24 protein-coding genes and 1 tRNA gene are annotated in these 25,567 nt (G+C 52.8%); 13 read left to right on the top strand and 12 right to left on the bottom strand.

The annotated features are described in order from the left end of the window. A partial coding sequence (locus AC3DKE_RS08840; protein ID WP_487990477.1) for an NRDE family protein occupies nt 1–118 on the bottom strand: 118 nt, incomplete at its 3' end. A 137-nt stretch (nt 119–255) separates the two neighbouring features. Between AC3DKE_RS08840 and lgt the strand changes: the two genes are divergently transcribed. The 8 genes from lgt (at nt 256) to AC3DKE_RS08800 (ending at nt 11,290) form a co-directional block, all read left to right on the top strand. Beyond that, nucleotides 256–1,089 (top strand): prolipoprotein diacylglyceryl transferase, encoded by an 834-nt coding sequence (gene lgt / locus AC3DKE_RS08835; protein WP_340675783.1) that lies wholly within the window; start codon nt 256–258, stop codon nt 1,087–1,089. Between the two features lie 4 nt (nt 1,090–1,093). Next, the gene (locus AC3DKE_RS08830) at nt 1,094–1,888 is read left to right on the top strand and encodes a thymidylate synthase (RefSeq protein WP_379071804.1); all 795 of its coding nucleotides are present in this window, start codon (nt 1,094–1,096) and stop codon (nt 1,886–1,888) included. An 8-nt stretch (nt 1,889–1,896) separates the two neighbouring features. Continuing rightward, on the top strand, nt 1,897–2,463 hold the full coding sequence (locus AC3DKE_RS08825; RefSeq protein ID WP_340675785.1) for a dihydrofolate reductase: 567 nt from the start codon (nt 1,897–1,899) through the stop codon (nt 2,461–2,463). A gap of 59 nt (nt 2,464–2,522) precedes the next feature. Then, nucleotides 2,523–4,676 carry an acetyl-CoA hydrolase/transferase C-terminal domain-containing protein gene (locus AC3DKE_RS08820; protein WP_487990476.1) on the top strand — a complete coding sequence of 718 codons (2,154 nt, stop codon included), beginning with the start codon at nt 2,523–2,525 and terminating at the stop codon, nt 4,674–4,676. A gap of 160 nt (nt 4,677–4,836) precedes the next feature. After that, nucleotides 4,837–6,882, top strand: coding sequence for a pilus assembly protein TadG-related protein (locus AC3DKE_RS08815; protein WP_487990475.1), 2,046 nt, complete (start codon nt 4,837–4,839; stop codon nt 6,880–6,882). Nucleotides 6,883–6,953: 71 nt separating this feature from the next. Continuing rightward, complete coding sequence (locus AC3DKE_RS08810; RefSeq protein ID WP_487990474.1) at nt 6,954–8,498, top strand: long-chain-fatty-acid--CoA ligase; 1,545 nt, start codon at nt 6,954–6,956, stop codon at nt 8,496–8,498. A gap of 151 nt (nt 8,499–8,649) precedes the next feature. Further along, nucleotides 8,650–10,887 carry a nitric-oxide reductase large subunit gene (locus tag AC3DKE_RS08805; RefSeq protein WP_487990473.1) on the top strand — a complete coding sequence of 746 codons (2,238 nt, stop codon included), beginning with the start codon at nt 8,650–8,652 and terminating at the stop codon, nt 10,885–10,887. Between the two features lie 121 nt (nt 10,888–11,008). Beyond that, nucleotides 11,009–11,290 carry a hypothetical protein gene (locus AC3DKE_RS08800; protein WP_340675790.1) on the top strand — a complete coding sequence of 94 codons (282 nt, stop codon included), beginning with the start codon at nt 11,009–11,011 and terminating at the stop codon, nt 11,288–11,290. A 31-nt stretch (nt 11,291–11,321) separates the two neighbouring features. Here the strand turns inward: AC3DKE_RS08800 and AC3DKE_RS08795 are convergent, their stop codons facing one another. Further along, on the bottom strand, nt 11,322–11,879 hold the full coding sequence (locus AC3DKE_RS08795) for a hypothetical protein (protein WP_487990472.1): 558 nt from the start codon (nt 11,877–11,879) through the stop codon (nt 11,322–11,324). A 95-nt stretch (nt 11,880–11,974) separates the two neighbouring features. On the opposite strand from AC3DKE_RS08795, the gene earP reads away from it, so the two are divergent. Together earP and efp are read left to right on the top strand one after the other, a co-directional pair. Beyond that, nucleotides 11,975–13,150, top strand: coding sequence for an elongation factor P maturation arginine rhamnosyltransferase EarP (gene earP, locus AC3DKE_RS08790; protein WP_487990471.1), 1,176 nt, complete (start codon nt 11,975–11,977; stop codon nt 13,148–13,150). After that, the gene (efp, locus tag AC3DKE_RS08785) at nt 13,147–13,713 is read left to right on the top strand and encodes an elongation factor P (protein ID WP_340675793.1); all 567 of its coding nucleotides are present in this window, start codon (nt 13,147–13,149) and stop codon (nt 13,711–13,713) included. Before earP ends, efp begins: the two co-directional genes overlap by 4 nt. Nucleotides 13,714–13,737: 24 nt before the next feature. Here the strand turns inward: efp and AC3DKE_RS08780 are convergent, their stop codons facing one another. Next, nucleotides 13,738–14,688, bottom strand: a complete 951-nt coding sequence (locus AC3DKE_RS08780; protein WP_340675794.1) for a DMT family transporter — start codon at nt 14,686–14,688, stop codon at nt 13,738–13,740. A gap of 67 nt (nt 14,689–14,755) precedes the next feature. Between AC3DKE_RS08780 and AC3DKE_RS08775 the strand changes: the two genes are divergently transcribed. After that, nucleotides 14,756–16,030: an MFS transporter gene (locus tag AC3DKE_RS08775; protein WP_340675795.1), complete on the top strand. Its 1,275-nt coding sequence runs from the start codon at nt 14,756–14,758 to the stop codon at nt 16,028–16,030. Between the two features lie 76 nt (nt 16,031–16,106). On the opposite strand, the gene ahpF is transcribed toward AC3DKE_RS08775, so the two are convergent. The 9 genes from ahpF to AC3DKE_RS08730 all read right to left on the bottom strand — a co-directional run bounded on the left by ahpF (nt 16,107) and on the right by AC3DKE_RS08730 (nt 23,634). Then, on the bottom strand, nt 16,107–17,657 hold the full coding sequence (gene ahpF / locus AC3DKE_RS08770; protein ID WP_411729642.1) for an alkyl hydroperoxide reductase subunit F: 1,551 nt from the start codon (nt 17,655–17,657) through the stop codon (nt 16,107–16,109). An 83-nt stretch (nt 17,658–17,740) separates the two neighbouring features. Then, nucleotides 17,741–18,307: an alkyl hydroperoxide reductase subunit C gene (gene ahpC / locus AC3DKE_RS08765; protein WP_340675797.1), complete on the bottom strand. Its 567-nt coding sequence runs from the start codon at nt 18,305–18,307 to the stop codon at nt 17,741–17,743. A gap of 257 nt (nt 18,308–18,564) precedes the next feature. Beyond that, nucleotides 18,565–18,640 (bottom strand) — tRNA-Phe (locus tag AC3DKE_RS08760). A 45-nt stretch (nt 18,641–18,685) separates the two neighbouring features. After that, nucleotides 18,686–18,988, bottom strand: coding sequence for a hypothetical protein (locus AC3DKE_RS08755; protein WP_340675798.1), 303 nt, complete (start codon nt 18,986–18,988; stop codon nt 18,686–18,688). A gap of 2 nt (nt 18,989–18,990) precedes the next feature. Next, entirely contained in the window at nt 18,991–19,983 is a 993-nt protein-coding gene (locus tag AC3DKE_RS08750) for a uroporphyrinogen-III C-methyltransferase (RefSeq protein ID WP_379071781.1), read from the bottom strand. A 28-nt stretch (nt 19,984–20,011) separates the two neighbouring features. Continuing rightward, nucleotides 20,012–20,737, bottom strand: a complete 726-nt coding sequence (locus AC3DKE_RS08745) for a uroporphyrinogen-III synthase (protein ID WP_379071778.1) — start codon at nt 20,735–20,737, stop codon at nt 20,012–20,014. After that, the gene (hemC, locus tag AC3DKE_RS08740; RefSeq protein ID WP_411729641.1) at nt 20,737–21,690 is read right to left on the bottom strand and encodes a hydroxymethylbilane synthase; all 954 of its coding nucleotides are present in this window, start codon (nt 21,688–21,690) and stop codon (nt 20,737–20,739) included. The genes AC3DKE_RS08745 and hemC overlap by 1 nt, the downstream gene beginning before the upstream one ends. Nucleotides 21,691–21,760: 70 nt before the next feature. Next, entirely contained in the window at nt 21,761–22,510 is a 750-nt protein-coding gene (locus tag AC3DKE_RS08735; protein WP_379071774.1) for a LytR/AlgR family response regulator transcription factor, read from the bottom strand. Nucleotides 22,511–22,563: 53 nt separating this feature from the next. Further along, nucleotides 22,564–23,634 carry a sensor histidine kinase gene (locus AC3DKE_RS08730; RefSeq protein WP_379071771.1) on the bottom strand — a complete coding sequence of 357 codons (1,071 nt, stop codon included), beginning with the start codon at nt 23,632–23,634 and terminating at the stop codon, nt 22,564–22,566. Between the two features lie 150 nt (nt 23,635–23,784). Between AC3DKE_RS08730 and argH the strand changes: the two genes are divergently transcribed. Then, the gene (gene argH, locus AC3DKE_RS08725; protein ID WP_340675804.1) at nt 23,785–25,170 is read left to right on the top strand and encodes an argininosuccinate lyase; all 1,386 of its coding nucleotides are present in this window, start codon (nt 23,785–23,787) and stop codon (nt 25,168–25,170) included. Between the two features lie 27 nt (nt 25,171–25,197). Then, the coding region (locus tag AC3DKE_RS08720) for a hypothetical protein (protein WP_487990470.1) at nt 25,198–25,567 on the top strand (370 nt) is incomplete at its 3' end.

Here is a 25,567-nt window from a genome sequence, read left to right as displayed (position 1 = left end):
GTGCCTCTAGCCAATGCTGCGTTGGCGCTGCTGGGCGTGCGAGAAATTCATCGCGATTGGCCCACACTTGCAGCGGCAAGTCGCTATCGGGCTGCCAATGAAACGCTAACAAACACATGATCTCTCCTTGGCACGACTTATCGAATACATCGCGCTTTCTATCAGCACTGACCAATCATGCCCCAACTGTCGGTGATGCATGCGCAAGCGGCCCAAGTGTCTTATGATGCGAGCTGTTTGTAAAAGGATGTCGTCATGCTCACATACCCTCACATCGACCCTATCGCGCTCAGCCTCGGCCCGCTCAAAGTGCATTGGTACGGCCTCATGTACCTGCTCGGTTTTGGCTCGGCCTATCTGCTCGCACTGTGGCGCGCTAAGCGCATCGGCTGGACCAACGATCAAGTCGCCGATCTAATTTTTTACTGCGCCATGGGTGTGATTATTGGCGGCCGTTTGGGCTATGTATTTTTCTATGGCTTCGATAGGTTTATAAACGATCCACTCTGGGCCATTCGTCTCTGGGAAGGCGGCATGAGCTTTCACGGCGGCTTCCTTGGCGTACTCGTTGCTGGCTTCTTATTCGCTCGCCGCTACAACACGCCATGGCTAGAAATAACCGACTTGCTCGCGGTCATCGTGCCGCCTGGCTTGATGTTTGGTCGCATTGGCAACTTCATTGGTGGCGAGCTCTGGGGCCGCCCAGTGACTAATCCCGAACTGCCTTGGGGCATGGTATTCCCCCATGTCGACGCCTTAGCACGGCATCCATCGCAGCTCTACGAAGCGCTATTTGAAGGCCTCGTGTTATTTTTAGTGATCTTTATTTTCACGCTAAAACCACGCCCGCGCATGGCCGCCTCATCGCTATTCCTCATCGGCTATGGCCTCGCGCGCTTCAATATCGAGTTTTTCCGTGAGCCCGATGTCGACCAAGGCTTTGTGCTGTTCAACTGGATGACCAAAGGCCAAATGCTCACCGCACCGATGATCATTCTCGGCGTTGTGCTGCTCATCATTTCCTATCGCAAAAGTAATGTTGCCCGTGTAGCAGAGCAATCGCGCGCGGCATTAGCGAAACGGAGCTAGTCACATGCAGCAATACCTTGATTTACTCGCCCGCGCTCGCCATGAAGGCACCTTCAAAAGCGATCGCACCGGCACCGGCACGCATTCTGTGTTTGGCCATCAAATGCGCTTTAATTTGGCCGATGGCTTTCCGGTATTGACCACGAAAAAGCTGCACTTAAAATCCATCATCCATGAGCTGCTATGGTTTCTTGCAGGCGACACTAATATCGCCTATTTACAAGAAAACGGCGTGCGCATTTGGGATGATTGGGCTGACGAGAACGGCAATCTTGGCCCGGTTTATGGCTACCAATGGCGCTCGTGGCCAGCGCCCGATGGCCGTCATATCGACCAAATCAGCCAAGTCATCAATATGATCAAAACCAATCCCGATTCGCGCCGGCTCATTGTCAGCGCGTGGAATCCGGCACTGGTCGATGATATGGCCTTGCCGCCATGCCACGCGCTGTTTCAGTTCTATGTTGCCGATGGCAAGCTGTCTTGCCAGCTCTATCAACGTAGCGCCGACATCTTTTTGGGCGTGCCATTTAACATCGCCTCCTATGCTTTGCTCACGATGATGGTCGCGCAAGTCTGCGACTTAGAAGTTGGTGATTTTGTCTGGACCGGCGGCGACTGCCATCTTTACAGCAACCACGTTGAGCAAGCCGACACGCAACTCGCGCGCACGCCGGGACCATTACCCACGATGCGCATCAACTCCGATGTCACCGACCTCTTTGCCTTCCGCTTCGAGGACTTCACGCTCGAAGGCTACGAAGCGCAAGCGCATATCGCCGCCAAGGTAGCCGTATGAATCCTGACATGATGAACCGTGAAATCCCCGACGATCTACAAGACTCACTGCCCGATGACGCCGTGCGTGTGTCATTAATTGTGGCGATGGCGAGCAATCGCTGCATTGGCATCAATAACGAATTGCCGTGGAAGCTGCCCGAAGACTTGAAGTACTTTAAGCAAGTCACCAGTGGCAAAGCCATCATCATGGGCCGCACAACCTACGACTCGCTGGGCCGACCATTGCCCAATCGCACCAATATCGTGATGACCCGTGATGCTGACTGGGAAGGGCCAATTGGCACGCGCGTAGTGCATTCGCTAGAGGCCGCGCTGGCACTGGCCGAGGCAGTGGCGGTAAGTAATTATCAGGATGAAGTGGTGGTGATTGGCGGCGCTCAAATCTATGCACAATTGCTGCCGCAAGTTGAGCGCTTGTACATCACCGAAGTTCACACAGAAGTTGCAGGCGACGCCTTTTTCCCAGAGCTCAACACGACTGAGTGGCAGGAAATTTCCCGACGAAAGCATAGCGATGAAGCAAGCGGAATCGGCTACGATTTTGTCGTTTATGACCGCATCATCAGTGCCTAAGGCACAGCACTAGCGCCGCTTATTTGGCGCTAGTCGCAACAATAAAAAGAGGGATCAAAATGCAGGTAAGGAATACCCAGTTTTTAGCGCAAGTGAATACAGCCGTTGACTCCATTATTGCCGCTGTAGGCAAGCAACTCATCGTGGGTATGCCTCTTGGCTTAGGCAAACCAACAGAGCTGATTAATGCGCTTTATGATCGCGCCGTATCCGACCCGAGCTTGTCACTAACTATTCTCACCGCGCTTTCACTGGAAATTCCTTCGCCGGGCAAAGGCCTTGAAGCCAAGTTTATGGCGCCGTTTTTAAATCGTGTGTTTGCCGGCGTGCCAGAGCTCAGTTATATGCGTGCACTGCGGCAAAATAAATTGCCCGCAAACGTCACTGTTTCTGAGTTTTTCTTCAAGCCCGGTAGCTTGTTAAACAATATCCACGCGCAGCAGCATTACATCAACAGTAATTACTCTCACGCTGCTCGCGACGTTTTCAATAATGGCTGCAACGTCACTATGCAGGCCATTAGTCGCGTAGGTGAAGGTGCCAATGCGCGCTACTCATTGAGCTGCAACCCAGACACAGGCCCTGAGTTACTAGAGCTGCTAGAAGAGAGCGGCCGCCCACACGTGGTCGTTGGCCTAGTAAACACCCGCTTACCGTTTATGACGCACGACGCAGAAGTGCCGGCATCGACTTTCGACATCATTATCGACGACTCGGTTTATTACACCGAGCTGTTCTCGACGCCTAAACAGCCAGTGACCACGCCCGACTACTGCATCGGCCTATATGCTAGCAGCTTGATCAAAGATGGCGGCACACTGCAAATCGGCATTGGCGCGCTTGGTGACGCCATTGTTTATGCCACGCAACTGCGCCATCAAGACAATCAGGTGTATCGACAAGCGCTGAATGATATTGGCGCAACGCACAACTATGGCGACTTAATCGAGCGCGTTGGCGGCCAAGGTATCTTTGAAAAAGGCTTGTACGGCGCCACCGAAATGTTTGTCGACGGCTTTTTGCATCTGATGCAGGCCGGTATTTTACGTCGTGAAGTCTATGATTTCTGGGCCTTGCAGCAGCTGGTCAATGATGACCGCATTGACCCTCAGAACATCACAGCAGACGCGCTTGATGCACTGGAATCGCTCGGCGTGCGCGTGATCCGTACGCAAGATTTTCAACGCCTGCAGCAACACGGCTTCTTCAATGACGCCACTCGCTACGATAACGGCTATCTCATCGCGCCCGATGGCACTCGTGTGATCGCCAATGTCGCCGAGCCAAGCTCGCGCGTGGTCATGGGCGAGCAATGCTTAGGCTCCGCACTGAAAAACGGCATCGTGTTGCATGGCGGCTTCTTCCTTGGCCCACGCAGCATGTACCAAGCCATCCACGACATGACGCCCGAAGAAAATGCGCGCATCTGCATGACCGGCGTCAACAAGGTCAATCAGCTCGATCTCAATCCGCGCCTGTATAAAGCCCAGCGCATCCATGCCCGCTTTATGAATACCGGCATCATGGCCACGCTCTCTGGCGCATTAGTTTCCGATGGCCTCGCTGATGGCCGCGTGATCAGCGGCGTTGGTGGCCAATACAACTTCGTCGCTATGGCACATCAACTACCCACCGGCCGCAGCATTCTCATGGTGCGCGCCGTGCGCGATGGTGCCAATCCGAGCAGTAATATCGTGATGAACTACGGCCACATCACCATCCCGCGCCACCTGCGTGACATCGTGATTACCGAATACGGTATCGCCGAATTGCGCTCAAAATCCGACGCCGACGTCATCAAAGCTTTACTCAATATTACCGACTCACGCTTTCAGGAAGCATTGCTGGCCGAAGCTAAAGCCAATGGCAAAATTGAGGCCAGCTATGTCATCCCCGAAACACGTCGACATAACTTTCCTGCCGCACTAGAGCAAAAGCTTAGCTCGCACCGCCAAGCTAAACGCTTCCCCGCATTCCCTTTAGGCAGCGATTTAACCGACGACGAAATACGTTTAGGTGCTGCACTCAAAGCCATGAGGAAGCGCGTATCGAGCACACCAAAATGGCGCCTGCTACTCGGGTTGCTGAGCTTTAATTCTAGCCGCATCGACTCTAATTTGAAGCCGCTACTCGAGCGCATGGACTTAGTTAAGCCAGAAAGCATGGAAGATAAAGTAGCGCAAATGTTACTGGTCGAGGCATTAACAGACTAAGACTATCGAGTCAGTGCCGTGATATTGGCATAACGTAGTAAGCGCTGTAACACAGGCCCTACAAAGATTTGCAATTGTAGGAGATATGCAAAGGCGGCATAAATATATACAGCTTGTCACATATAATCTGCCATCTATCGCTAAGTGACGAGCACTGGACATGCATCACCGTAGCCATGCCCAAAAGGAACAGGGCGCAGCACTAATCATGACTGCTGGCTTTATGCTGCTGGCTGTTTTGTGCCTATCGCTGGTAGTAGACACGGGCCGACTTTATGTCGAAAAGCGTAACCTACAACGCATTGCTGATGTCGCCGCACTAGAGGTGGCCTCGCGCCGCGGCTGCGCAAGTGGCAATGCGCAGGCTTACGCCGTCACTGCTGCAACTCGTAACAACTTCAACATCGATGATAAACAAACGATCATTGCAAGCTGCGGCAGCATTAGCGTAGCTGAAAATAGCATACGAGTATTCAATCCCGATGGCAGTACCGGCAGTACCGATGGCGTACAAATTACCGCCAGCAAAAAAGTGCCTGCTAGCCTAATTGTCGGTGGCATATTCGGCAACATTATCAATCTCAGTGCTAGTGCAACCGCAATTAACTCTGCACCGACTGTAGCTTTTCGTATCGGCTCTAAACTACTAACTACCAACCCTTCTGCACCCATAATGTCTTTGCTGAAGTTAGTTGGAGTGAACTTAGACAATACAGTTGTCGCATCTTACGGCGGTCTAGCTGACGTTAAAATCACACCTTCTGGCCTATTAAAAGCACTGGGAATTCCAGTGTCTGCTGATATTTCAGTAGGTGATTTAAACGAGCTACTTGCTGTAAATAAGCTAGGGGTCGGCCCCATACTCAATGCTATCGTCACAGTGGCCGGGCAAGATGGACTATTAGGCGCTAACGTCGAGTTACTGAGTGCACTCGAGGCACAGCTAGGTCTAAGCGACTTAAAAGTGCAATTAGGCACAGACCCAACGATCAACGACACCACGGGGCTCTTCGCACTCATTGAAACCGCTGGCGTGTCAGGTAAATCAGCTCTAGATGTCAGTGTAGATGCTCTTAGTCTTCTCACCGCCACCGTCGGTGTGGCAACAAAGTCCAATGGCGTAAATATTAGCCTCGGCGGCAACGATATTTTAACTGGCCTAGATGTTGGCGTGCGAGTGATTGAGCCGCAAAGCATAGGAATTGGTAGCGTAGGCACAAAAGCGAATAATGCTCAGGTGCGTATTCATGTCGATGTAGACACTAATAAAGGCCTCACTGGCATTTTGCAGCTACTGGGCACGACGATTAAGCTACCAATAACCATTGACACGATTCAGGCTGTAGCCACTGTTGATGAGATCAATTGCGATACATCACCTCGCACAGCCGTCATTCGTGTGGATAGCGCAGTTGCCAATGCCTGCATTGGCAAAATACCGTCTTCATCATTATGGTCCACCAAAGAGGTATGTGCGACCGCACTACAAAATGAAACTTTTGTACGTTTACTCGGCATTAACTTGGTTGGAGGGAAAGTAGAGCTGCCTGTGCTGCCATCGGACCCGGAATACATAACACTAGAGGTTGGGCAAACTAAAACTACCGGCATCAATAATTTAAAAATTGGCAGTTTAGTATCTGACCTTATTTCCGAAGTACTCGACTTACTCGGTAATAGTGACTTTGCATCAGAGCCACTGACTAACGCGCAAGCGACTCAAATTGCCGATACCTACTTAGCGCTACCGGAGCTGCAACCAACAGGTGGTGGTGGTAATTTCAACTCCAGCGACCTTAATAGACTTCAGGATCGACTAAGCAATGATGGTGTGAACTGGGATAGGCCTGCATTCATCTTCACCGGCAACATGCTCTCGCAATGGCGTAACAGTGTTAACACTGGCTGCTACGAAGGATTTTTTCGCTACAGTCCGGCATGCACGAGAACGAAGCTAATTTCTTCGCTACAAACCGATGCCAAGCCCGGCTTTCTGGAAGCATTTCTCGGCGGCCTTTTAGGCGGAGTTGTAAAGCCACTAGTTGGTGCGGTTCTCTATCCGGTTATTGAGCTACTTAAAGTGATTTTAAACGGCGTTGGCAACCTAGTCTCGAACTTGTTAAGCGGCCTAGTTGGCCTTGATCTCGGCCGCAGCGATGTTTCGCTCGACTCAATCAGCTGCGGCAGCCCTGAGCTGGTGATCTAAGACTTAAGGCTAATGCCTTAATTTTCTAATCTGGCTAGTCTCGGGCATACCTAGGCTAGTCGGAAAAAACCATGTCATTAACGCAAGCACTGCACCGCACGCTACAACAACGCCCAGATGCTATTGCCACCATTTATCGCGACCGTCGCCAGAGCTATCGCATATTTGGCGATCGCGTGGCGCGCTTAGCGGGCGCACTGCAAGGGCTTGGCATGAGCGTTGGCGAACCGGTGGCCTTGCTCAGCCTCAACTCCGATCGCTATCTCGAATACTTCATGGCCGTGCCTTGGGGTGGTGGCGTAATCAATCCCGTCAATACGCGCTGGAGCGCCAACGAAGTCGCCTTCTCGCTCGATGATTGCAACACCGCCATCTTATTGGTCGATGACCAATTCACCGGCATGGTGCCTGAGCTTCGCCAACGCGCGAACAGCCTGAAAGTCGTGATTTACACCGGCGAACACGAAACGCCAGAAGGCATGCTTGGCTATGAAGATCTAATCGCTAACACCGAACCCGTAGCCGATACTTATCGCCACGGCAACGATCTCGCCGGCATCTTCTATACCGGCGGCACCACTGGCTTCCCCAAGGGCGTGATGCTTTCGCACATCAACCTAAGCTCAGTTGCGTTGGCGCTAGCTGCCAGCGGCATCGCCAAGCCAGGTTGCATTGGCCTACACGCCGCTCCGATGTTCCATCTGGCCGATTTTGCTCTACTCAATGCCATGCTCACCCATGGCAGCACCCATGTCATGCTGCCCAGCTTTGAACCACTCGCTGTACTAAGAACCCTGCAAGATGAATCTGTAACGGAAACCATTTTGGTGCCGACCATGATTCAGATGCTGGTCGATCATCCACAGGCTGGCGACTTTGATTTAAGTCATCTGCAAATACTGCTTTACGGCGCCTCGCCAATTAGCGAGTCCTTGCTGAAGCGCGCGATGGCTTTGCTGCCTAATGCCGGGCTGCTGCAAGCCTATGGCATGACTGAGCTGGCGCCATTGGCAACGCTATTACTGCCGCAAGATCATCTTGTCGAGAGCAAAATGCGCTCTGCTGGGCGGGCAGGCCTGTGTGCCGACGTGCGTATTGTCGATGAAAACGACCAAGAACTGCCGCGCGGGCAGGTTGGCGAGGTAGTAGTGCGCGGCCCTCACGTCATGCTCGGCTATTGGAATCGACCCGAAGCCACCGCCGAAGCGCTAAAAAACGGCTGGATGCATACTGGCGATGGCGCTTATATGGACGACGATGGCTATGTTTTCGTCGTAGATCGCATAAAAGATATGATTGTTACTGGCGGCGAAAATGTCTATTCGGCGGAAGTCGAAAACGCCATCGCGCAACACGCCGCCGTGGCTAATTGCGCCGTTATTGGCGTGCCATCTGAGACCTGGGGCGAGACCGTACATGCGGTAGTTGTGCTGAAAGCTGGCGCGGCGCTGACTACTGAAGCGCTCAGCGCGCATTGCGCCGAACGAATTGCCAAATATAAATGCCCGCGCAGCCTGTCGTTTATCGAAGCGCTGCCACTCTCTGGTGCCGGCAAAGTGCTTAAGCGCGACCTGAGAAAGCCATTTTGGGATAATCATCAGCGCGGCGTGGGTTAAGCAATCGCCCATACCGAGCTAGGTTTATTTATTAGCAGGGCTCATTGCTGCCAGTAACTATCGAAGCGCATATTGATCCAGATCAATAAAAACTAAAGCGACTTGCGTGAAACTACCTTGACCATTTTGGTTAAGACTTGGAGAACTGCGCATGTCCACCACCAAACGACTTTGGCTTGGGCTGGCACTGCTATTAGCAAGCACGTTTAGTGTGCTTTTGCTCATGGGCAACGAGATTTATCGCGTCGCGCCGCCATTGCCTGATCGCGTCGTCTCGACATCTGGCGAAACCATTTACACTCTTGATGATTTAGAGACTGGCCGGCAAGTCTGGCAAAGCATCGGTGGCATGCAGGTCGGTTCGATCTGGGGCCATGGCGCACTCATTGCGCCAGATTGGAGCGCCGACTGGCTGCATCGCGAGGCCGAAGGTCTGCTAACGCTTTGGTCGCAGCAAACCTATGCCATGGACTACGCCATGCTCCCACTCGCTCAGCAGCTCGCTCTGCAAGCGCGAGTCCAAGAAGAACTACGACCCAACCGCTACGACGCTGCCAGCAAAACGCTGACCGTTTCGGATGATCGCGCAACGGTTATTAAAGGCCTGATTACGCACTACGAAAGCCTATTTAGCGATGATCCTGCGACGGCCGCACTGCGCGAAACCTATGCCATGAAAGATGGCAGCGTCGATACTCAAGAGCATCGCCGCCAACTCAGCGGATTCTTCTTTTGGACCTCATGGGCAGCGGTGACTCAGCGCCCAGATAGCAAATCCAGCTTCACTAATAACTGGCCATACGAGCCGCTAGTGGGCAACACGCCAACGCCGGGCACACTGATTTGGTCATTGTTTAGCGTGCTATTCATGATCGCCGGCATTGCCTTATTGGCCTGGCATTACGCCGTTTATGCCAGTCAAGAAAAGCCGCTGACACCGCCAACCAAAGACCCCTTGCTGAACATCGTCATCACGCCATCCATGCGTGCGACAGCGAAGTACTTTTGGTTAGTCGTTGTGCTATTTATCGTGCAGATTTTGCTCGGTGCAATTACCGCGCATTTCCAAGTCGAGAAGGATTTTTACGGCTTAGATATCTCGCAATACCTGCCGTATTCGCTGACTCGAAGCTGGCACACCCAGCTCGCTATTTTATGGATTGCCACGGCATGGCTGGCTACAGGCCTCTACATTGCGCCTGCCGTATCTGGCCATGAACCGAAATACCAACGCTTTGGCGTTAACTTCCTTTTTGTCTGCTTGCTGATCATTGTTGTCGGCGCATTTACTGGCCAATGGTTTGCCGTCATGCAGAAAATGGGCCTGAAATATAACTTCTGGTTCGGCCATCAAGGCTGGGAATACACTGATATTGGCCGCTTCTGGCAGGCGTTTTTGTTTGTCGGACTAATGCTCTGGTTAGTCTTAGTCGGGCGCTCACTCTGGCCCGCCATGCGCCGCAAAGACGACATGGCCTCCATCGTTGGCCTACTGTTTTTATCCACCGTATCCATCGGCCTGTTTTATGGCGCCGGCCTGATGTGGGGGGAGAAAACCCATATCGTCATGGTCGAATATTGGCGCTGGTGGGTGGTGCACCTTTGGGTAGAGGGCTTCTTTGAAGTCTTTGCAGTAGCGGTGATCAGCTTCTTATTCGTCCGCTTAGGCTTGGTGCGAGCAAAAAGCGCCACCATTAATGTGCTCTTCGCCACCATCGTGTTTATGGCCGGCGGCGTGCTCGGCACCTTCCATCATCTGTACTGGAGCGGCACGCCAACCGCCGTGCTTGCGCTTGGCGCCTCATTCTCGGCGCTGGAAGTGGTGCCACTCGCGCTCATCGGCATAGAAGCTTATGGCACCTATAGAAATGGCCGCGCCACGCCGTGGATGGCGAGCTATCGCTGGCCGATTTTGTTTTTCCTCGCGGTATCGTTCTGGAACTTAGTCGGCGCCGGCCTCTTTGGCTTCCTCATCAACACGCCCATCGCGCTCTACTATATGCAGGGCCTAAACCTCACCGCACTGCATGGCCACACCGCGCTGTTTGGCGTGTATGGCATGCTCGGCATCGGCCTAATGATGTTCTGCCTACGCGGCATGAAGCCCGATGCGGTTTGGTCCGACAACACCCTGCGTGGCGCGTTCTGGTCGCTCAATATCGGCCTCGCCTTGATGGGCTTATTAACCCTGCTGCCACTGGGCCTAATGCAACTCAACGCCGTGCTTGAAAATGGTTATTGGTTCGCACGCTCTGCCGAGTTTATGGACCAACCATTGGTGCATTTATTGGTCTGGATGCGCATGCCCGGTGACATTATATTTGCTGCTGGTGGCCTGCTGATTTGCTGGTTTGTCTTCAGCTTATGGTTGCCCAAACGCAGCAAATAATAGGGGCTGAGCAAGCTCGTGTTTGAGTTTTACTTAGACACGAGCTTGCTCATATCTGCTTTATCATCGCGCGCTGGGATCTTTGGCATACTAGGCCGCACAGCTATGGAGCGGCCCGGCAATGCTAACGAAATTGGATCAGTGGTATTTTTCGGCAGAAACAAATCCAGTTGTTAAGAGGCGATATTTAGTTTTTATGCTGATTGCGTTCATCGCAGTGATGGCATCTTTTTCGCCATTATTCGTTGGCAATCGAATTGGGGCGGCCGTTTATGTATCAACTTTTATTTTTGATCTTTATTTGCAACTAAGGCTCCCACTCCGCTGTAAGTTCCCGATGTCTTTTTTGGTGGGAGCAGCTGCTTTGATTGCTGCCGGCTTAATAATGCTTGCTGGCGATTAAGCTAGAGGCTGAAATCAATTAGTTGCTACATCTACACTCCGGCTAGTGAAATACCCAATTTCTCAAGGATTTTATAGTAGCCAAAAATCACGCCGAGATAGAAAACGATAAGCACTAGCTCATGCTTAAAGTGATGGCGTAAATAAAATGCGCGATTTTTATGATGAAACACATCCATTAGCTCATCACCAAAACGAATCGACAAAAATGTACCTATGCCCGACAGGATAATTACACTCCAATACGGGTATGGATTTATGAGAATAACTCTCATAAGTCGGGTGATAAACGTAGTGTCATAAAACTGGGGGTAGTGCAGCATTGCCACTGCATTAATACCTATAGCAATCCCCCACACCACCAGCTCTGAGAAAACCATCCGAATACCAAATAGTACTCGCAGCGGGAAATCTAGCAAAAAGCCTGCATCCGCAACTGGAGTGCAGAGCACGAAGAAGCTCCATGTAATCAGTGAGGCAACACCGCCTGTTAGCAGGCCATACTCATAAGACAAATAGCCGAAGTACGTCACTAGAACCACGCACAGCACCACAAATTTGATCAGCACTTGATGCTTTGGTTGATTCATTTTTAGCCTCTACAGCTGAGCTGTATCAAAAACTTGGAATTACCAATTGAGTATACTCATACGCTACTAGCTCAATTCTTGATTCGGACCTTTTAGTGCCCACAGCCCATATTTTTTGCAGCGTTATCGACAACTTTGGCGATCTTGGCGTGTGCTGGCGTTTGGCGCGGCAACTCAGCGCTGAGCATGGCGCGCAGGTCGTACTTCTAGTGGATGACTTAGCGGCTTTTCAACAGCTAGATTCACGCATCGATCCCGAGCTCGCTGTGCAGCCGCTAGACGAGCTCACATTGATGCGCTGGAATAGCCACGAAGCCTTAGCGCTAATGCCGGCAGAGTTGGTCATTGAAGGTTTTGCCTGCACGCTCCCCGACAACTATCGCACGCAGCTCACGGCAAAAAACATCTGGATAAACCTCGATTATCTTAGCGCAGAATCTTGGATCGAAGACTGCCATGGCCTGAGTTCGCCACAACCTAACGGCGCTAGCACCACCTTTTGGTTTCCCGGCTTCACACCTCGCAGCGGAGGCATACTGTACGAAACGGATCTTTTGCAGCGACTCGATGATCCTGCGCAAGCCTTCAACTTTTGGCAGCGAATTGGCCTAGCTCAGCCCACAACAGATACGCCTCGATTATCATTATTTTGCTACGAAACCGGTTCAGTTAGCGCCTTGCTGGAAGCCCTGCACGAGAGCAAAACGGAGCTGATGATTTGTGCTGGCAAAGCGCTCAGCGCCATCAATAAATTACTGCCAGAGCCGCTAACTATTGGCAGCTGCGTGCAACACGGCGCCAGTACGCTTTACGCCTTGCCCATGCTCGCGCACACAGACTATGACCAACTACTAGTGGCCTGCGACCTCAATATCATTCGCGGAGAAGACTCATTTATTCGAGCGCAATGGGCAGCTAAGCCGCTGCTTTGGCATATTTATCCGCAAGATGAGCTGGCACACGAAACTAAATTGGCGGCGTGGCTAGAGCGTATTGAAGCTATGAGCGCTGCCGAAAGCCCAGAAGCTTCAACGCCCAATCACACAGCACAAAGCGCCTGGCTCAGCGCGCAATGGGCCTGGGTGCGCAACGAGCTCAACTCGGAACATATCCACGAGCTTTTGGCCGAACTCAAGCCATTGCGCGAAATGATGCAATGTTGGCGAAAGCACTTGATGCAGCAGCCCGATCTCGCCACACAACTGATGCGTTTTTACGCAAATAAGGTAGAATCTCCGCCCGAGAAACCCCACCCGGATAAGCCTTTATGAAAACAGCGATGGAATTCCGCGCCGGCAATGTGATCAACATTAGCGGCCAACCAATGATCGTTTTGAAATCTGAATACAACAAGTCGGGTCGTAGCTCGGCTGTAGTCAAAATGAAAATGAAAAACCTGCTCACCGGCCAAGGCCAAGAGTCAGTCTACAAAGCCGATGACAAATTTGACCAAGTCATTCTCGAGCAGAAAAATGCCACGTACTCCTACTTTGCCGACCCCATGTATATTTTCATGGACGAAGAGTTCAACCAGTACGAAGTTGAAAAAGACAACTTGGGCGACGTGATGAACTTCATCGAAGACGGCATGGATGACATCTGCAAGGTAGTTTTCTACAACGAGAAAGCTATTTCGGTCGAGCTGCCTACCACTATCGTGCGTGAAGTTGCTTACACCGAACCATCTGCCCGTGGCGATACCTCAGGCAAAGTGATGAAAACCGCAAAGCTCAACAACGGCTTTGAACTGCAAGTGGCCTCATTCATCGAGACCGGCGAGAAAATCGAAATCGATACTCGCGATGCATCGTTCAAGTCCCGCGCCAAAGGCTAAGCCTCTGTGAAGCCTCTGGCATACCTAACCGGGTGTGCCAGGGCGTATCACCGCTTTTAGCAGCCTATAGCCAACCGGCCCAGCGCGACTAATCAGCAGCGCCATCAAGATCAAACTACAACCTACTAATTGCCACGCGGTCATGGTTTCGCCTAGCCACGCCATCGCTAACAGCGCTGTCCATACTGGTTCGATGACCATAATCACCACGCCATGGCTGTGATTCGACAAGCTCTGCGCATAGGTTTGCACCAAGAAGCGCATCGCTGAACCAATCACAGCGCTTGCTAACACCCAGCCCAGCATTGCGCCTGATCGCGCCTCCCACGTCGGTAGCCAAGGCTCTAGCATCGCCGAGAATACACAGGTCACAACCCCGACCGTGGTCAGCACGATCGCTGTTAGCGCTAGCGGTGGCACTCGTTCTTTATGCTTAGCTTTGTCGGTCTGCGCTTGGCTATTAGATGCACGCGTATTGAGAATAAAAAACAGCGCGAAGATAACGGCTGCAACGATGAACCATACTTGGCCCTGCGCAACACTAAGCTCATGCTGTAAGAACAATAACGCCAAGCCGGCACAGGCTATCGGCAGCGAAATCCAAGTGCTACGCGGCGCTGCTTCGTCAAAAATAAGCCAGGCCATGACCGGTACTAAGACCACGCCAAGACTGGTCAGAAACGCACCTTCGCCGACATGCACGCCAGATTGCAGACCCATGATCCAACAACTCATGCCAATGGCGAACACCAGCCCCACGCGCGCGCCACGCAGCCATTGCTGAGCCTGCAGATGGCGTAGCTCATGCCACCCAAATGCCGCTAGCAGCAAACCAGCTATGAGAAAGCGGCAGGCCATAAAGAGCAGTGGTGGCATCAGGGCGATGGCTTCGACCGAAAACATCCAGCTCACTGCCGCCAATAAAGTGGTGATAAGCAACAATCCATCGGCTTTTACTTGTGCAGATAGCGCCATAGTCGCGTTCCTTAGGTGAAATGCGTTTTAATGCGCGTCATCTTAGCGCATCTGCATAGGCAACCCCATGACACAACCTCGCGCAAACTCCGCTGGCCGCGTGCTATTTGCCAGCTTAATTGGCACTACCATCGAGTTTTTCGACTTTTATATATACGCCACAGCGGCGGTGCTGGTTTTCCCTGCGCTATTTTTTCCCAATGCCGATCCCACCACGGCCATGCTGCAATCGCTGGCGACCTTCGCCGTGGCATTTTTTGCACGACCACTAGGCTCGGCGGTATTTGGCCATTTTGGCGATAGAGTCGGTCGCAAAGCTACGCTAGTGGCAGCCTTGCTCACTATGGGTTTATCGACGGTAGCTATCGGCTTTTTGCCAACTTATGCGCAAATTGGTGTGCTGGCTCCAGCTTTGCTCGCGCTCTGCCGTTTCGGTCAAGGCTTAGGTTTAGGCGGTGAGTGGGGAGGTGCAGTATTGCTCGCCACTGAAAACGCACCGCCTGGAAAACGCGCTTGGTTTGGCATGTTTCCACAACTTGGCGCGCCCTTAGGCTTCCTACTCTCCAGCGGCACCTTCCTCGCGCTCACGCATTTTTTAAGTAACGAAGATTTCACCACTTGGGGCTGGCGCATCCCCTTCATCGCTAGCAGCTTATTAGTGTTTATCGGCCTTTATGTGCGTTTACGTATTACTGAAACACCGTCTTTTGCAAAAGCTATCGAGCGTAATGAGCGCGTTGAAGTACCTATGTTTACGCTATTTCGCGAACATAGCCGCACGCTCGTACTCGGCACCGTTATCGCACTCACCGTGTTTGTCGTGTTCTATCTGATGACCGTGTTCGCACTGAGCTGGGGCACATCGAGCCTAGGCTATTCCCGCGAGACATTCCTCCAGCTGCAAATGATCAGCATGGTGTTTTTTGCGCTCACCATCCCACTCTCCGCTGTGCTCGCCGATCGCTATGGCCGCCGCATAACATTGATGGTCGTAGCCGCTTTAACGATGATCTTCGGCCTCGCTTTCGAGCCACTATTTGTCGCTAACGACCCGATGGCCTGCTTATTATTCTTGATCCTTGGCTTGAGCATCATGGGCTTGGGCTACGGACCATTGGGCACGATGCTGTCGGAGTTATTTCCCACCAGCGTGCGCTACACCGGCGCTTCGCTGACATTCAACTTAGCGGGGATATTCGGTGCGTCATTAGCGCCATATGCAGCAACTTGGCTCGCCACTGAGTTTGGCATCGCAGCGGTTGGCGGCTATATGGCGGTAGCGGCAGGGCTGTCATTATTTGCATTGAGCAAGACACCAGAAACTCAATATCGCGAAGATTAACAATCGTTGAATCATAAAAAACGGCGCCTGATTTGGCGCCGTTTTTGTTTGGTCTGGGCGAGCGGGCTAAAACCGCTTAGCTCACCGAGCTACGAATCAAGTGATCAAATGCCGACAAGGCAGCCTTCGAACCTTCACCCATAGCAATGATGATTTGCTTATACGGCGATGTCGTCACGTCGCCTGCGGCAAACACGCCCGGCACCGAAGTCTGGCCTTTCACATCGACTTCAATCTCACCACGCGAGCTTAATGCCACACTGCCTTTTAGCCAATCGGTGTTAGGTAGCAGGCCTATTTGCACAAAGACGCCATCGATCGTGAGCTCATGCGCGCTGTCATCGATACGACTTTTGTAAGTCAGGCCAGTCATCTTCTCGCCATTGCCCAAAACTTCAGTGGTCAAGGCGGAGGTGATGATGGTGACATTGCTCATGCTGCGCAGTTTTTTCTGCAGCACAGCATCTGCTCGTAATTCGCTGTCGAACTCGATCAGCGTTACGTGCACGACGATACCAGCAAGGTCGATTGCCGCTTCTACGCCCGAGTTACCTCCGCCAATGACCGCAACTTTTTTGCCTTTAAACAACGGGCCATCGCAGTGTGGGCAATAAGCCACGCCACGGCCGCGATACTCTTGCTCGCCGGGCACATTGATTTCGCGCCAGCGCGCGCCGGTGGCCAATATCACAGTTTTCGATTTCAGCACCGCGCCATTGGCCAGTGTAACTTCAACCATATCGCCACGGCTTAAAGCTGTAGCGCGCTGGGCATTCATCACATCCACATCGTAGTCACTGACGTGTTGCTCTAGCGCTGCAACGAGTTTCGGGCCCTCGGTGCGACTGACCGAAATAAAGTTCTCAATGCCCATGGTGTCGAGCACTTGACCACCGAAGCGCTCAGCCACTACACCGGTGCTTACACCCTTGCGTGCGGCATAAATCGCTGCCGCGGCGCCGGCAGGGCCGCCACCAACAATCAACACATCGTATGGTGCTTTCGCATTGAGCTTTTCGGCATCGCGCGCACTGGAGTTGGTATCGACCTTGGCTAGAATTTCTTCCAAAGTCATGCGGCCTTGGCCAAAAGCCTCGCCGTTGAGATGCACGCTAGGCACCGACATGATTTGCTTGCGCTCAACTTCGTCTTGAAACAGCGCGCCATCAACCATGGTGTGCGAAATGCCGGGATTGACCACCGACATCAGGTTCAATGCCTGCACCACATCTGGGCAGTTGTGGCAGCTCAGCGAGATAAAGGTCTCGAAGTGCAAGCCAGCAGGTAATTCACGAATTTGCGCCAACACGTCATCGCTGACTTTCGGCGCATAACCACTAACCTGCAACAAGGCCAGAACCAACGATGTGAACTCATGGCCCAAAGGAATGCCGGCAAATCGCACGCCAGATTCACCACCCTGCAAATTTACCGCAAACGATGGTCGACGCTCATCGCCGCCATCATCGCGCACAGAAATATGCGGGCTTAGCGCGGCGATATCGTGCAGCAATGCCAGCAAGTCTTTTGACTCGCTACGCTCATCAAGGCTAGCAATCAGCTCAATGGGGCTAACAAGGCGCTGCAAATATCCAGCTAATTGGGCTTTCAGTTCTTCATCTAACATGATGGGTCTGCCTGGTTACAGATGTTTGCGAGAACTCCGGGGCTTGTGGCCCCGAAGCTTGTGTTGCGGTACTACGAGTCGGCTTAGATTTTGCCGACTAGGTCTAGCGAAGGCTTCAATGTTGCAGCGCCTTCTTTCCATTTTGCTGGGCAAACTTCGCCTGGGTGTGAAGCAACGTATTGTGCGGCTTTAACTTTGCGCAGCAGTTCGCTGGCATCACGGCCGATGCCATTATCGTGCACTTCGAATAGCTTGATTTCGCCTTCTGGGTTGATCACGAATGTGCCACGGTTAGCCATGCCATCTTCTTCGATCATGACGTGGAAGTTGCGGCTGATGCGGCCTGTTGGGTCACCAACTAATGGGTACTGCACTTTTTTGATGGTGTCGGATGTGTCGTGCCATGCTTTGTGCGTGAAATGCGTGTCGGTCGATACGCCGTAAATTTCTACGCCCATTTTTTGGAATTCGGCATAGTTGTCAGCCAAATCGCCCAGTTCAGTTGGGCAAACGAAGGTGAAGTCGGCTGGATAGAAAAAGACGACGGACCATTTGCCAGTTAAGTTGGCTTCGGTCACTGGAACGAAGTCGCCATTATGGTAAGCAGTTGCGCTGAATGGCAGTACTTTGGTGTTGATCAGGTTAGTCATTTATAAGCTCCTTGGTCTTACTCGGCCAGTTCGTATTGGACCAATAACAGCGGTCAATCGAGTCGGCCATTGGGTTCAGGTCATTCCTGCACGAGTATGATAGCCAAGGTCGGCCATAAAGTTAAATTGATTGTCTGATGTATTTTGATAGTTTTTGACTATGTCCGGATGAGAGAAGTGCCTACACACTGCCTATTATTGAAACGCTAGAAAACAAAAAGCCCCAACCGAGGTTGAGGCTTTTTGTAGGGTATAAATGGTGGCCGGAGGCGGAATCGAACCGCCGACACGCGGATTTTCAATCCGCTGCTCTACCAACTGAGCTATCCGGCCCACGCGAGGGGCGTATTAAAGCCGCGACGGAGGCTAGCGTCAAGCCTATCGCGAGCTTGGCGTCCAGTTTTTTGTCGTTGCGGGTGCAACTATTGGCTTATCTGCTGCTTTTTTGCTCGACAAGCGCTTCGGCAAGCGCGATGACGCGCTACGCAGCCACAACTCAAGGCTGACCAAGCGTGCAACTATCCACACCCAAACCACAGCAATAAATACTGCTAACACCAAGCTCAACTCTATCGATGTCTTGCCCCAACTAATCAAGACATAGCCCGGGTCTTTGCTAAAGGCCGCAAAACCTAGCGCTAGTAAAATCGTCATTAAGCACAGCCAAGAAAGAGCACGCATAATTAACGCTCCCCGCCCAGAGTCGGTAATGCACTCAAAGCCGCACGGCTAACTAAGGCTGGCGCATCGAGCATCACCGGCTGGGCTTGTAAATCTGCAAGCTCATCCAGCAAGGGCTCGGTTTGCTTAGCGGACAGCGCAGCTAGGCGCGACTGAATGCGATGGCTAGCCGACTCTAGGGCGGCGCGATACAGCACACTGTCGCCACGCAGCAGGGCCACCTGAGCTTGCAGAATTTGCGCATCGAGTTGGCCACGTAACAAGCTCAAGCGCGTGTCATCGAGCATGGGTTCGAGCGCTACATCATGGCGACGCACAACAATAAGCTCACGGAACTTATCTAAGCCCTGCTGCCAAAGACTCTCAGCACCTGCGCTTTTCTTATTTGCGACCTGTGCCTGCGCTTTCACCGCCTCGTGCTTGCTAACCGTGAGCTTCTCAACGGCCGCTTGCAGAGCAGACAAACGTAAATACACCGCGCTAGCATCAACCGGTTCAATAGCCGACAACGTACTGATGTCTTGCTGCAAAGCACGATGCAGCGGCTCAAGATTTTCGATGCGCTGCTCATTTAGCAAGGCATCGGCGGCGGCCAAAGCTCGGCGTGCTCCTAGCGCATCTTGGCGTAGCACTAAGGCTTGTTCGGCCACCGTCACCGCAGCATCAATACGGTCAATCAGCCAGCGTTGGCGCAAAGCCGGGCCATCGGCCAGTAAGCTTTGGATGGCAACTTGCTGCTGCTTCAGCTGTGCGTCGCGCAAAGACTCACGCAGGCTCATGGCTTCAAGCTCGCCACTGACACGTGTTAATGCAGTATCGGCGACGCGTAAGCTACTGCGCGCACGCTTATGCTCCTGCTCGCTATGCCACGCCATGATGCCGGAAGCGATGGTCAGCAGCATGAGAAATAACAGCACAATTTTAAAGCCCAGGCTTAAGGGTCGCTTGATCGCAACCGATGTCACCAGTGGTTGACGGCTTGTGGGTGCTGCCATGACGAAATCCTTGTAGTTCTACTAAATATTATTGTGGGAGCTGAGCTAATGCCGCCAGCCAATGCTTTGGCTGTGCGCCATCAGCACAGGTCACCCGTGTTGCACCCGCAGCGCGCACGGTCTCAGCTAAGCGCGAGCTCACGGTAATCAGCCACGGCGCAATGGCTTCAGCGCCAGCAATCTGCTGCCAATGCCGCCAAATCATTGCGCTACTGAGCAGCACAACATCCGGCCGAGGATAGCAGGCTGCCCATTCAGCGCGCGCCGTGTTGGGCAAAAATCGTTTATACAGCGCCAGAGTTTCGACCTCAGCACCACGTTCGAGCAAAGTGCTGCGCAAAAGCTCGCGGCCATCCTCACCACGGCAAATCAGCCAATGCTGACCCGCCACTGCCTGCAATATCGGCAGCGCCAACATGCCTTCGCTATCTTCCTGCGCCGCGATGTGTACGCGCAAGCCCTCAGCCTCAAGCACCGCCGCCGTTGCCACTCCGACCGCCACGCAGGGCAAAGGGTCAGGCCATTGAGGCCAGTAATCGCTCACCGCCGCCACGCCATAACGCGCGGCATTGGCGCTAACAAAAACCACGCCATCATAACGATCAAGCGCGAGAATCTGCGTACGCGCTACGGCATCAAGCGCTAATGGCTCGACCGCCAGCAAAGGCAGCTCCAACACGTCATGGCCGGCGTCTCGCAAAGCCTCACTGAGCGGCTGAGCTTGGCGCGATGGGCGAGGATTGAGCACCCGCATTAGCGCGTACTCGAACGCCCATAAACCTCGTCGAGAATCTCACCAGCACCTTGCGCCAAGAGCTTTTCGGCCAACTCAATGCCCAAGGCTTCGGCTTGGCTTTGCGAGCCCATCACGTAGTCGATAATCATGCGCTGACCATCAACACTGCCTACTCGGCCCTCGATGGATATTTGATCGCCCGAAAGCGTGGCATAGCCGGCGATTGGCACTTGGCAGCCGCCTTCTAGGCGCGTATTCATTGCGCGCTCAGCTGTCACGCGAATGGCCGTGGCCAGGTCATGTAAAGGTGCCAATAAAGATCGCGTATAAGCATCATGCGTGCGGCACTCAATGCCAACAGCACCTTGGCCAACAGCTGGCAACATCAGCTCCGGGTCTAGGCTGCAACGAATGCGATCGCTCATGTTTAGGCGCAGCAAGCCAGCACAGGCCAGAATGATAGCGTCATACTCACCGGCATCTAACTTGCCCAAACGAGTTTGCACATTGCCGCGTAAATCCTTCACCACCAAGTCAGGTCTGGCACGGCGAATTTGGCACTGGCGACGCAAGCTAGACGTGCCGACAACAGCACCTAAAGGCATGGCTTCGACTGACTCATATTTATTGCTAACAAAGGCATCGAATGGATTTTCGCGCGGGCAAATAACCGATAGCTCCAAACCTTCTGGGAAAGTCATCGGCACATCTTTCATCGAATGCACGGCGATGTCGGCGCGGCCATCGAGCATGGCGGCTTCTAACTCTTTCACGAACAAGCCTTTGCCGCCGATTTTTGCCAATGGAACATCTAAGATTTTGTCACCTTGAGTGACCATGGAGACGAGCTCAACGACTAGGCCGGGATGATGGCGGCGCAATTCATTGGCAACGTAATGGGCTTGCCAGAGGGCAAGCGGGCTTTGGCGAGTGGCGATGCGCAGTGGCTGCGCTGATGTACCTATAGACATGAAAACCTCGGGGCCGAACACTGCGATTGAGTGTAGCAGCCCCAAGGCTTAACTGCGTAAAGCTTGCGGCTTAGACCCGATGCAAGGTCTCGCGCAATTCGGGCAAATGCCGACGACTCACCACTAGGCGCTCATCTAAGCCACGAATACGCACGCGGTATTGCCCTGTCGAAATAACCTCTAGACCTTCTAGAAAGTTCAACGACAACAAAGCATTGCGATGAATACGAATAAAGCGGTCGCCAAATTCTTCTTCAAGCTCTTTTAGCGTTTCATCAATCAACACTTCGCCATGCTCATGGCGCACGGTGACGTATTTGTGATCAGCTAGAAAATAACGCACTTCATCGATAGGAATCAGCTCAATGCCGCGATGGGTACGCGCCGTGATATGGCTGCGATGCGTGGTGCGCTCAGTAATCGTGGGCTGCTGCCGCACGGTGCCAAGCTGCAATTGGCTAACGCGGCAAGCACGAGTCAAGGCTTCACGCAGGCTTTCGCGACTCACTGGCTTTAGTACGTAACCTGAGGCGGTCACCGAGAATGCTTCTAGCGCATGCTCATCGAAAGCAGTGCAGAAAATAATGGCAGGGGGCGATTCACGCTCGGAGAGCTGGCGGGCACAAGTTAGACCATCCATGACCGGCATGCGCATATCCATCAGGACAATATCGGGGCGGTATTCTTCAACAAGAGCAAGCGCTTGCTCACCATGCTCTGCTAAACCTACTAGCTCATAGCCACCGATATCTTCGAGAAGGCGCACTAGGCGTTCGCGGGCTAGACGCTCATCGTCACAAATAATGACACGTGGTTTCATCACCTTAACCTCACTTTTCTTCTTGTTATGACGGCCATTACGGCTCGTTCTTTTTAGGCTAAGCGTCGAGGATAACTCAGCTCTGTGACAAATAAATCCGCTTTAGGCGCAGCCTCAAGTGTTGCTTCGGGGCCAAAACGTGCCTGTAATCGCAGTCGCACATTGCGCATAGACATTTGATTGCCTGGGCGCGCTGGCGACGGCGGCAGCGGATTCGTCAGTCGTATCCTAACCCAATCGGGCGAAATCTGAACAGCTAATGTGATTTTGCAAGGCACTATCGACATTTCTGCACCATGGCGGATGGCATTCTCTAGCAATGGCTGCAGCGTTAATAAGGGAATCCGCACGGCGTTTGCGTCGGCAGCCACCTGCCAATCAATATTTAGTCGATCGCCTAAACGCAGCTCTTCGATATTGGCATAACGCCGGCATAGGGCAATTTCATCAGCGAGACTGACATCGGCGGTATCTTTCAAGCTGGCGCGAAATAGCGCAGCCAAATCCTCTACAACTTGCTCTGCTTTCTCAGGGTCGATACTGATTAAGCTGGCAATAATATTCATCGAATTAAACAAAAAATGCGGCTCAATACGAGCTTGCAAAGCCTCTAGACGAGCCTGCATTGCGGCTTTTTCACGATTTCTGAGCTGCGCCTGCAAAGTCAGGTAACGCATAAATAGGCCAGCAAAAAGGCCGCTAATAAGCAGATGTCGGAAGATCGCCGAATACTCATTGCTGACAAACGAGAGCATGGGCAGGTTCAGGGCATCGAGCAACATAAAGCCAACCAGGCTTAGCCATAGCAGGTTGAACATGATGATAACGACGACCGCCGCCGCAACAGCCAAATGGCGCCAAGCCATCATGCGCTGGCGCCAGCGGCAAATCAGAAAAAAGCTAACGCCCATGACGCTGCTAGTCAGCAGTAGCAGCAAGACATAATCCCAGAATGGAAATGGCCACAGCGATGGTGATTGCGCGAGTAGTAAAAATAGGGAGATGAGCACGCAAATGACGGCGACGCGCAGAGTGAACGTGCGTGAGCAAAAGTCCGGCAACCAGAACTCATTATTGTCGAGCAGATGCTCTTGCGCCGCTTGTTGTTTTTTTAAGATAGGCATGGCTTCAGTGTGCCCGAGGCTGGCCCGCGTTCACAAGCGGCGCAGGGGCTAGGTGATGTATACTTAGCGACTTATTTTTAACCGCACTGCTTTTATTTTAAGCAGGCCCGCCGAAAACATAATGCGCCCATCGCGCCCAAAGGTTTGTTCATGAGCACCCCATCATCATCCATGTGGGGTGGCCGCTTCGCTGAGGCCACCGATCAATTCGTCGCCGAGTTCACTGCTTCGGTGCAGTTCGACAAGCGCATGTATCGCCAAGATATTCGTGGCTCGATCGCCCACGCCACCATGCTCGCTGAAGTTGGCGTCTTAAACGCTGCCGATCGCGACCTTATTGTCGATGGTTTAAAGGCTATTGAAGATGAAATTAGCCGTGGCGAATTCGTCTGGCGCGTTGAGCTTGAAGATGTGCACATGAACATCGAAAGCCGCCTTACCGATCGCATCGGCATCGCAGGCAAACGCTTGCACACTGGCCGTAGCCGTAACGACCAAGTCGCCACCGACATCCGCTTATATTTGCGCGATGAAATTGATGCTATTCGCGGCGAATTAAAGCGCCTGATGACCGGCTTAATCGATCTCGCTGAGCGCGAAGCCGACACTATCATGCCCGGCTTCACGCATTTGCAAACCGCTCAGCCAGTGACGTTTGGCCATCATTTATTGGCGTGGTTTGAAAACCTTAAGCGCGATGACGAGCGCCTAATCGACCTGCGCGTGCGAGTGAATCGCCTGCCTTTGGGCTCAGCAGCATTAGCCGGCACGACCTATCCCATCGATCGCCGCATCACAGCCAAGCTTTTGGGCTTCGATGGTATTTGCGAAAACTCGCTCGATGCCGTTTCCGATCGCGATTTTGCTATCGAGTTTTGCTCGGCCAGCGCCTTGATCATGATGCACCTCTCACGCTTTAGCGAAGAGTTGGTGCTGTGGGCATCGGCGCAGTTCAATTTTGTCGACCTGCCTGATCGCTTCTGCACCGGCTCGAGCATCATGCCGCAAAAGAAAAACCCCGATGTGCCTGAGTTAGTTCGTGGCAAAAGTGGCCGCGTCTTTGGCCATCTCATGGCGCTCTTAACGCTGATGAAAGGCCAGCCTCTGGCTTACAACAAAGACAACCAAGAAGACAAAGAACCGCTATTTGATACCGCCGATACCGTCATGGGCTCATTGCGCGCCTTTGCCGACATGGTGCCAGCGCTGGTGCCGCGCCGTGAAATCATGCGTGAAGCTGCGCGCCGCGGCTTTGCTACCGCTACCGACCTTGCCGACTACCTAGTTAAGCGCGGCTTAGCCTTCCGCGATGCGCACGAAGTGGTTGGTAAAGCCGTTGGTTATGGCGTGTCTAGCGGCAAAGATTTAGCCGAGATGAGCTTAGCTGAGCTGCAAGAGTTTTCTAGCGACATCAGCGATGACGTTTTTGAAGTGCTTACGCTTGAAGGCTCGGTCAATGCCCGCGATCACATCGGCGGTACCGCGCCAAAACAAGTACGCGCCGCCGTTTTACGTGCCCGCGACCGTATCGCTTAACGCCCCCAATTTATTAAGGATTTATTGATGAAAAAATTACTAATCGTTGCTGCTACCTGCTTAAGCCTTGCTGCCTGCGTCACCATGGGCGGTGGCAACGCTGGCGCTAACAATGGCGCGTCTGCGAGCCAAACTCAGTCATTCATCCAAGCTTTGGAAGCTAAGCGCGGTACCGCTCTTGGCGTAGCCGAAAAAGTACAACTGCAAGGCTTGGTTGGCGCTACTAAGACTGGCCTAAATGGCGTGCAAAACAGCTTTCTTAACAACGTTGGCTCGCGCGTCGGTCTAAACGGCCCAGTGCTCGCCGCCTTGTTTCCTTCCATTGGCACGCCGGTAAGCGAAAACGCTGCTGTGGCCAAGGTCGAGCAAGCGCTTGGCTCACGCCTTAGCCAAGCCG

The organism is Paraperlucidibaca sp., from assembly GCF_982810325.1.
This window is presented reverse-complemented; position numbering and strand designations above follow the sequence as displayed.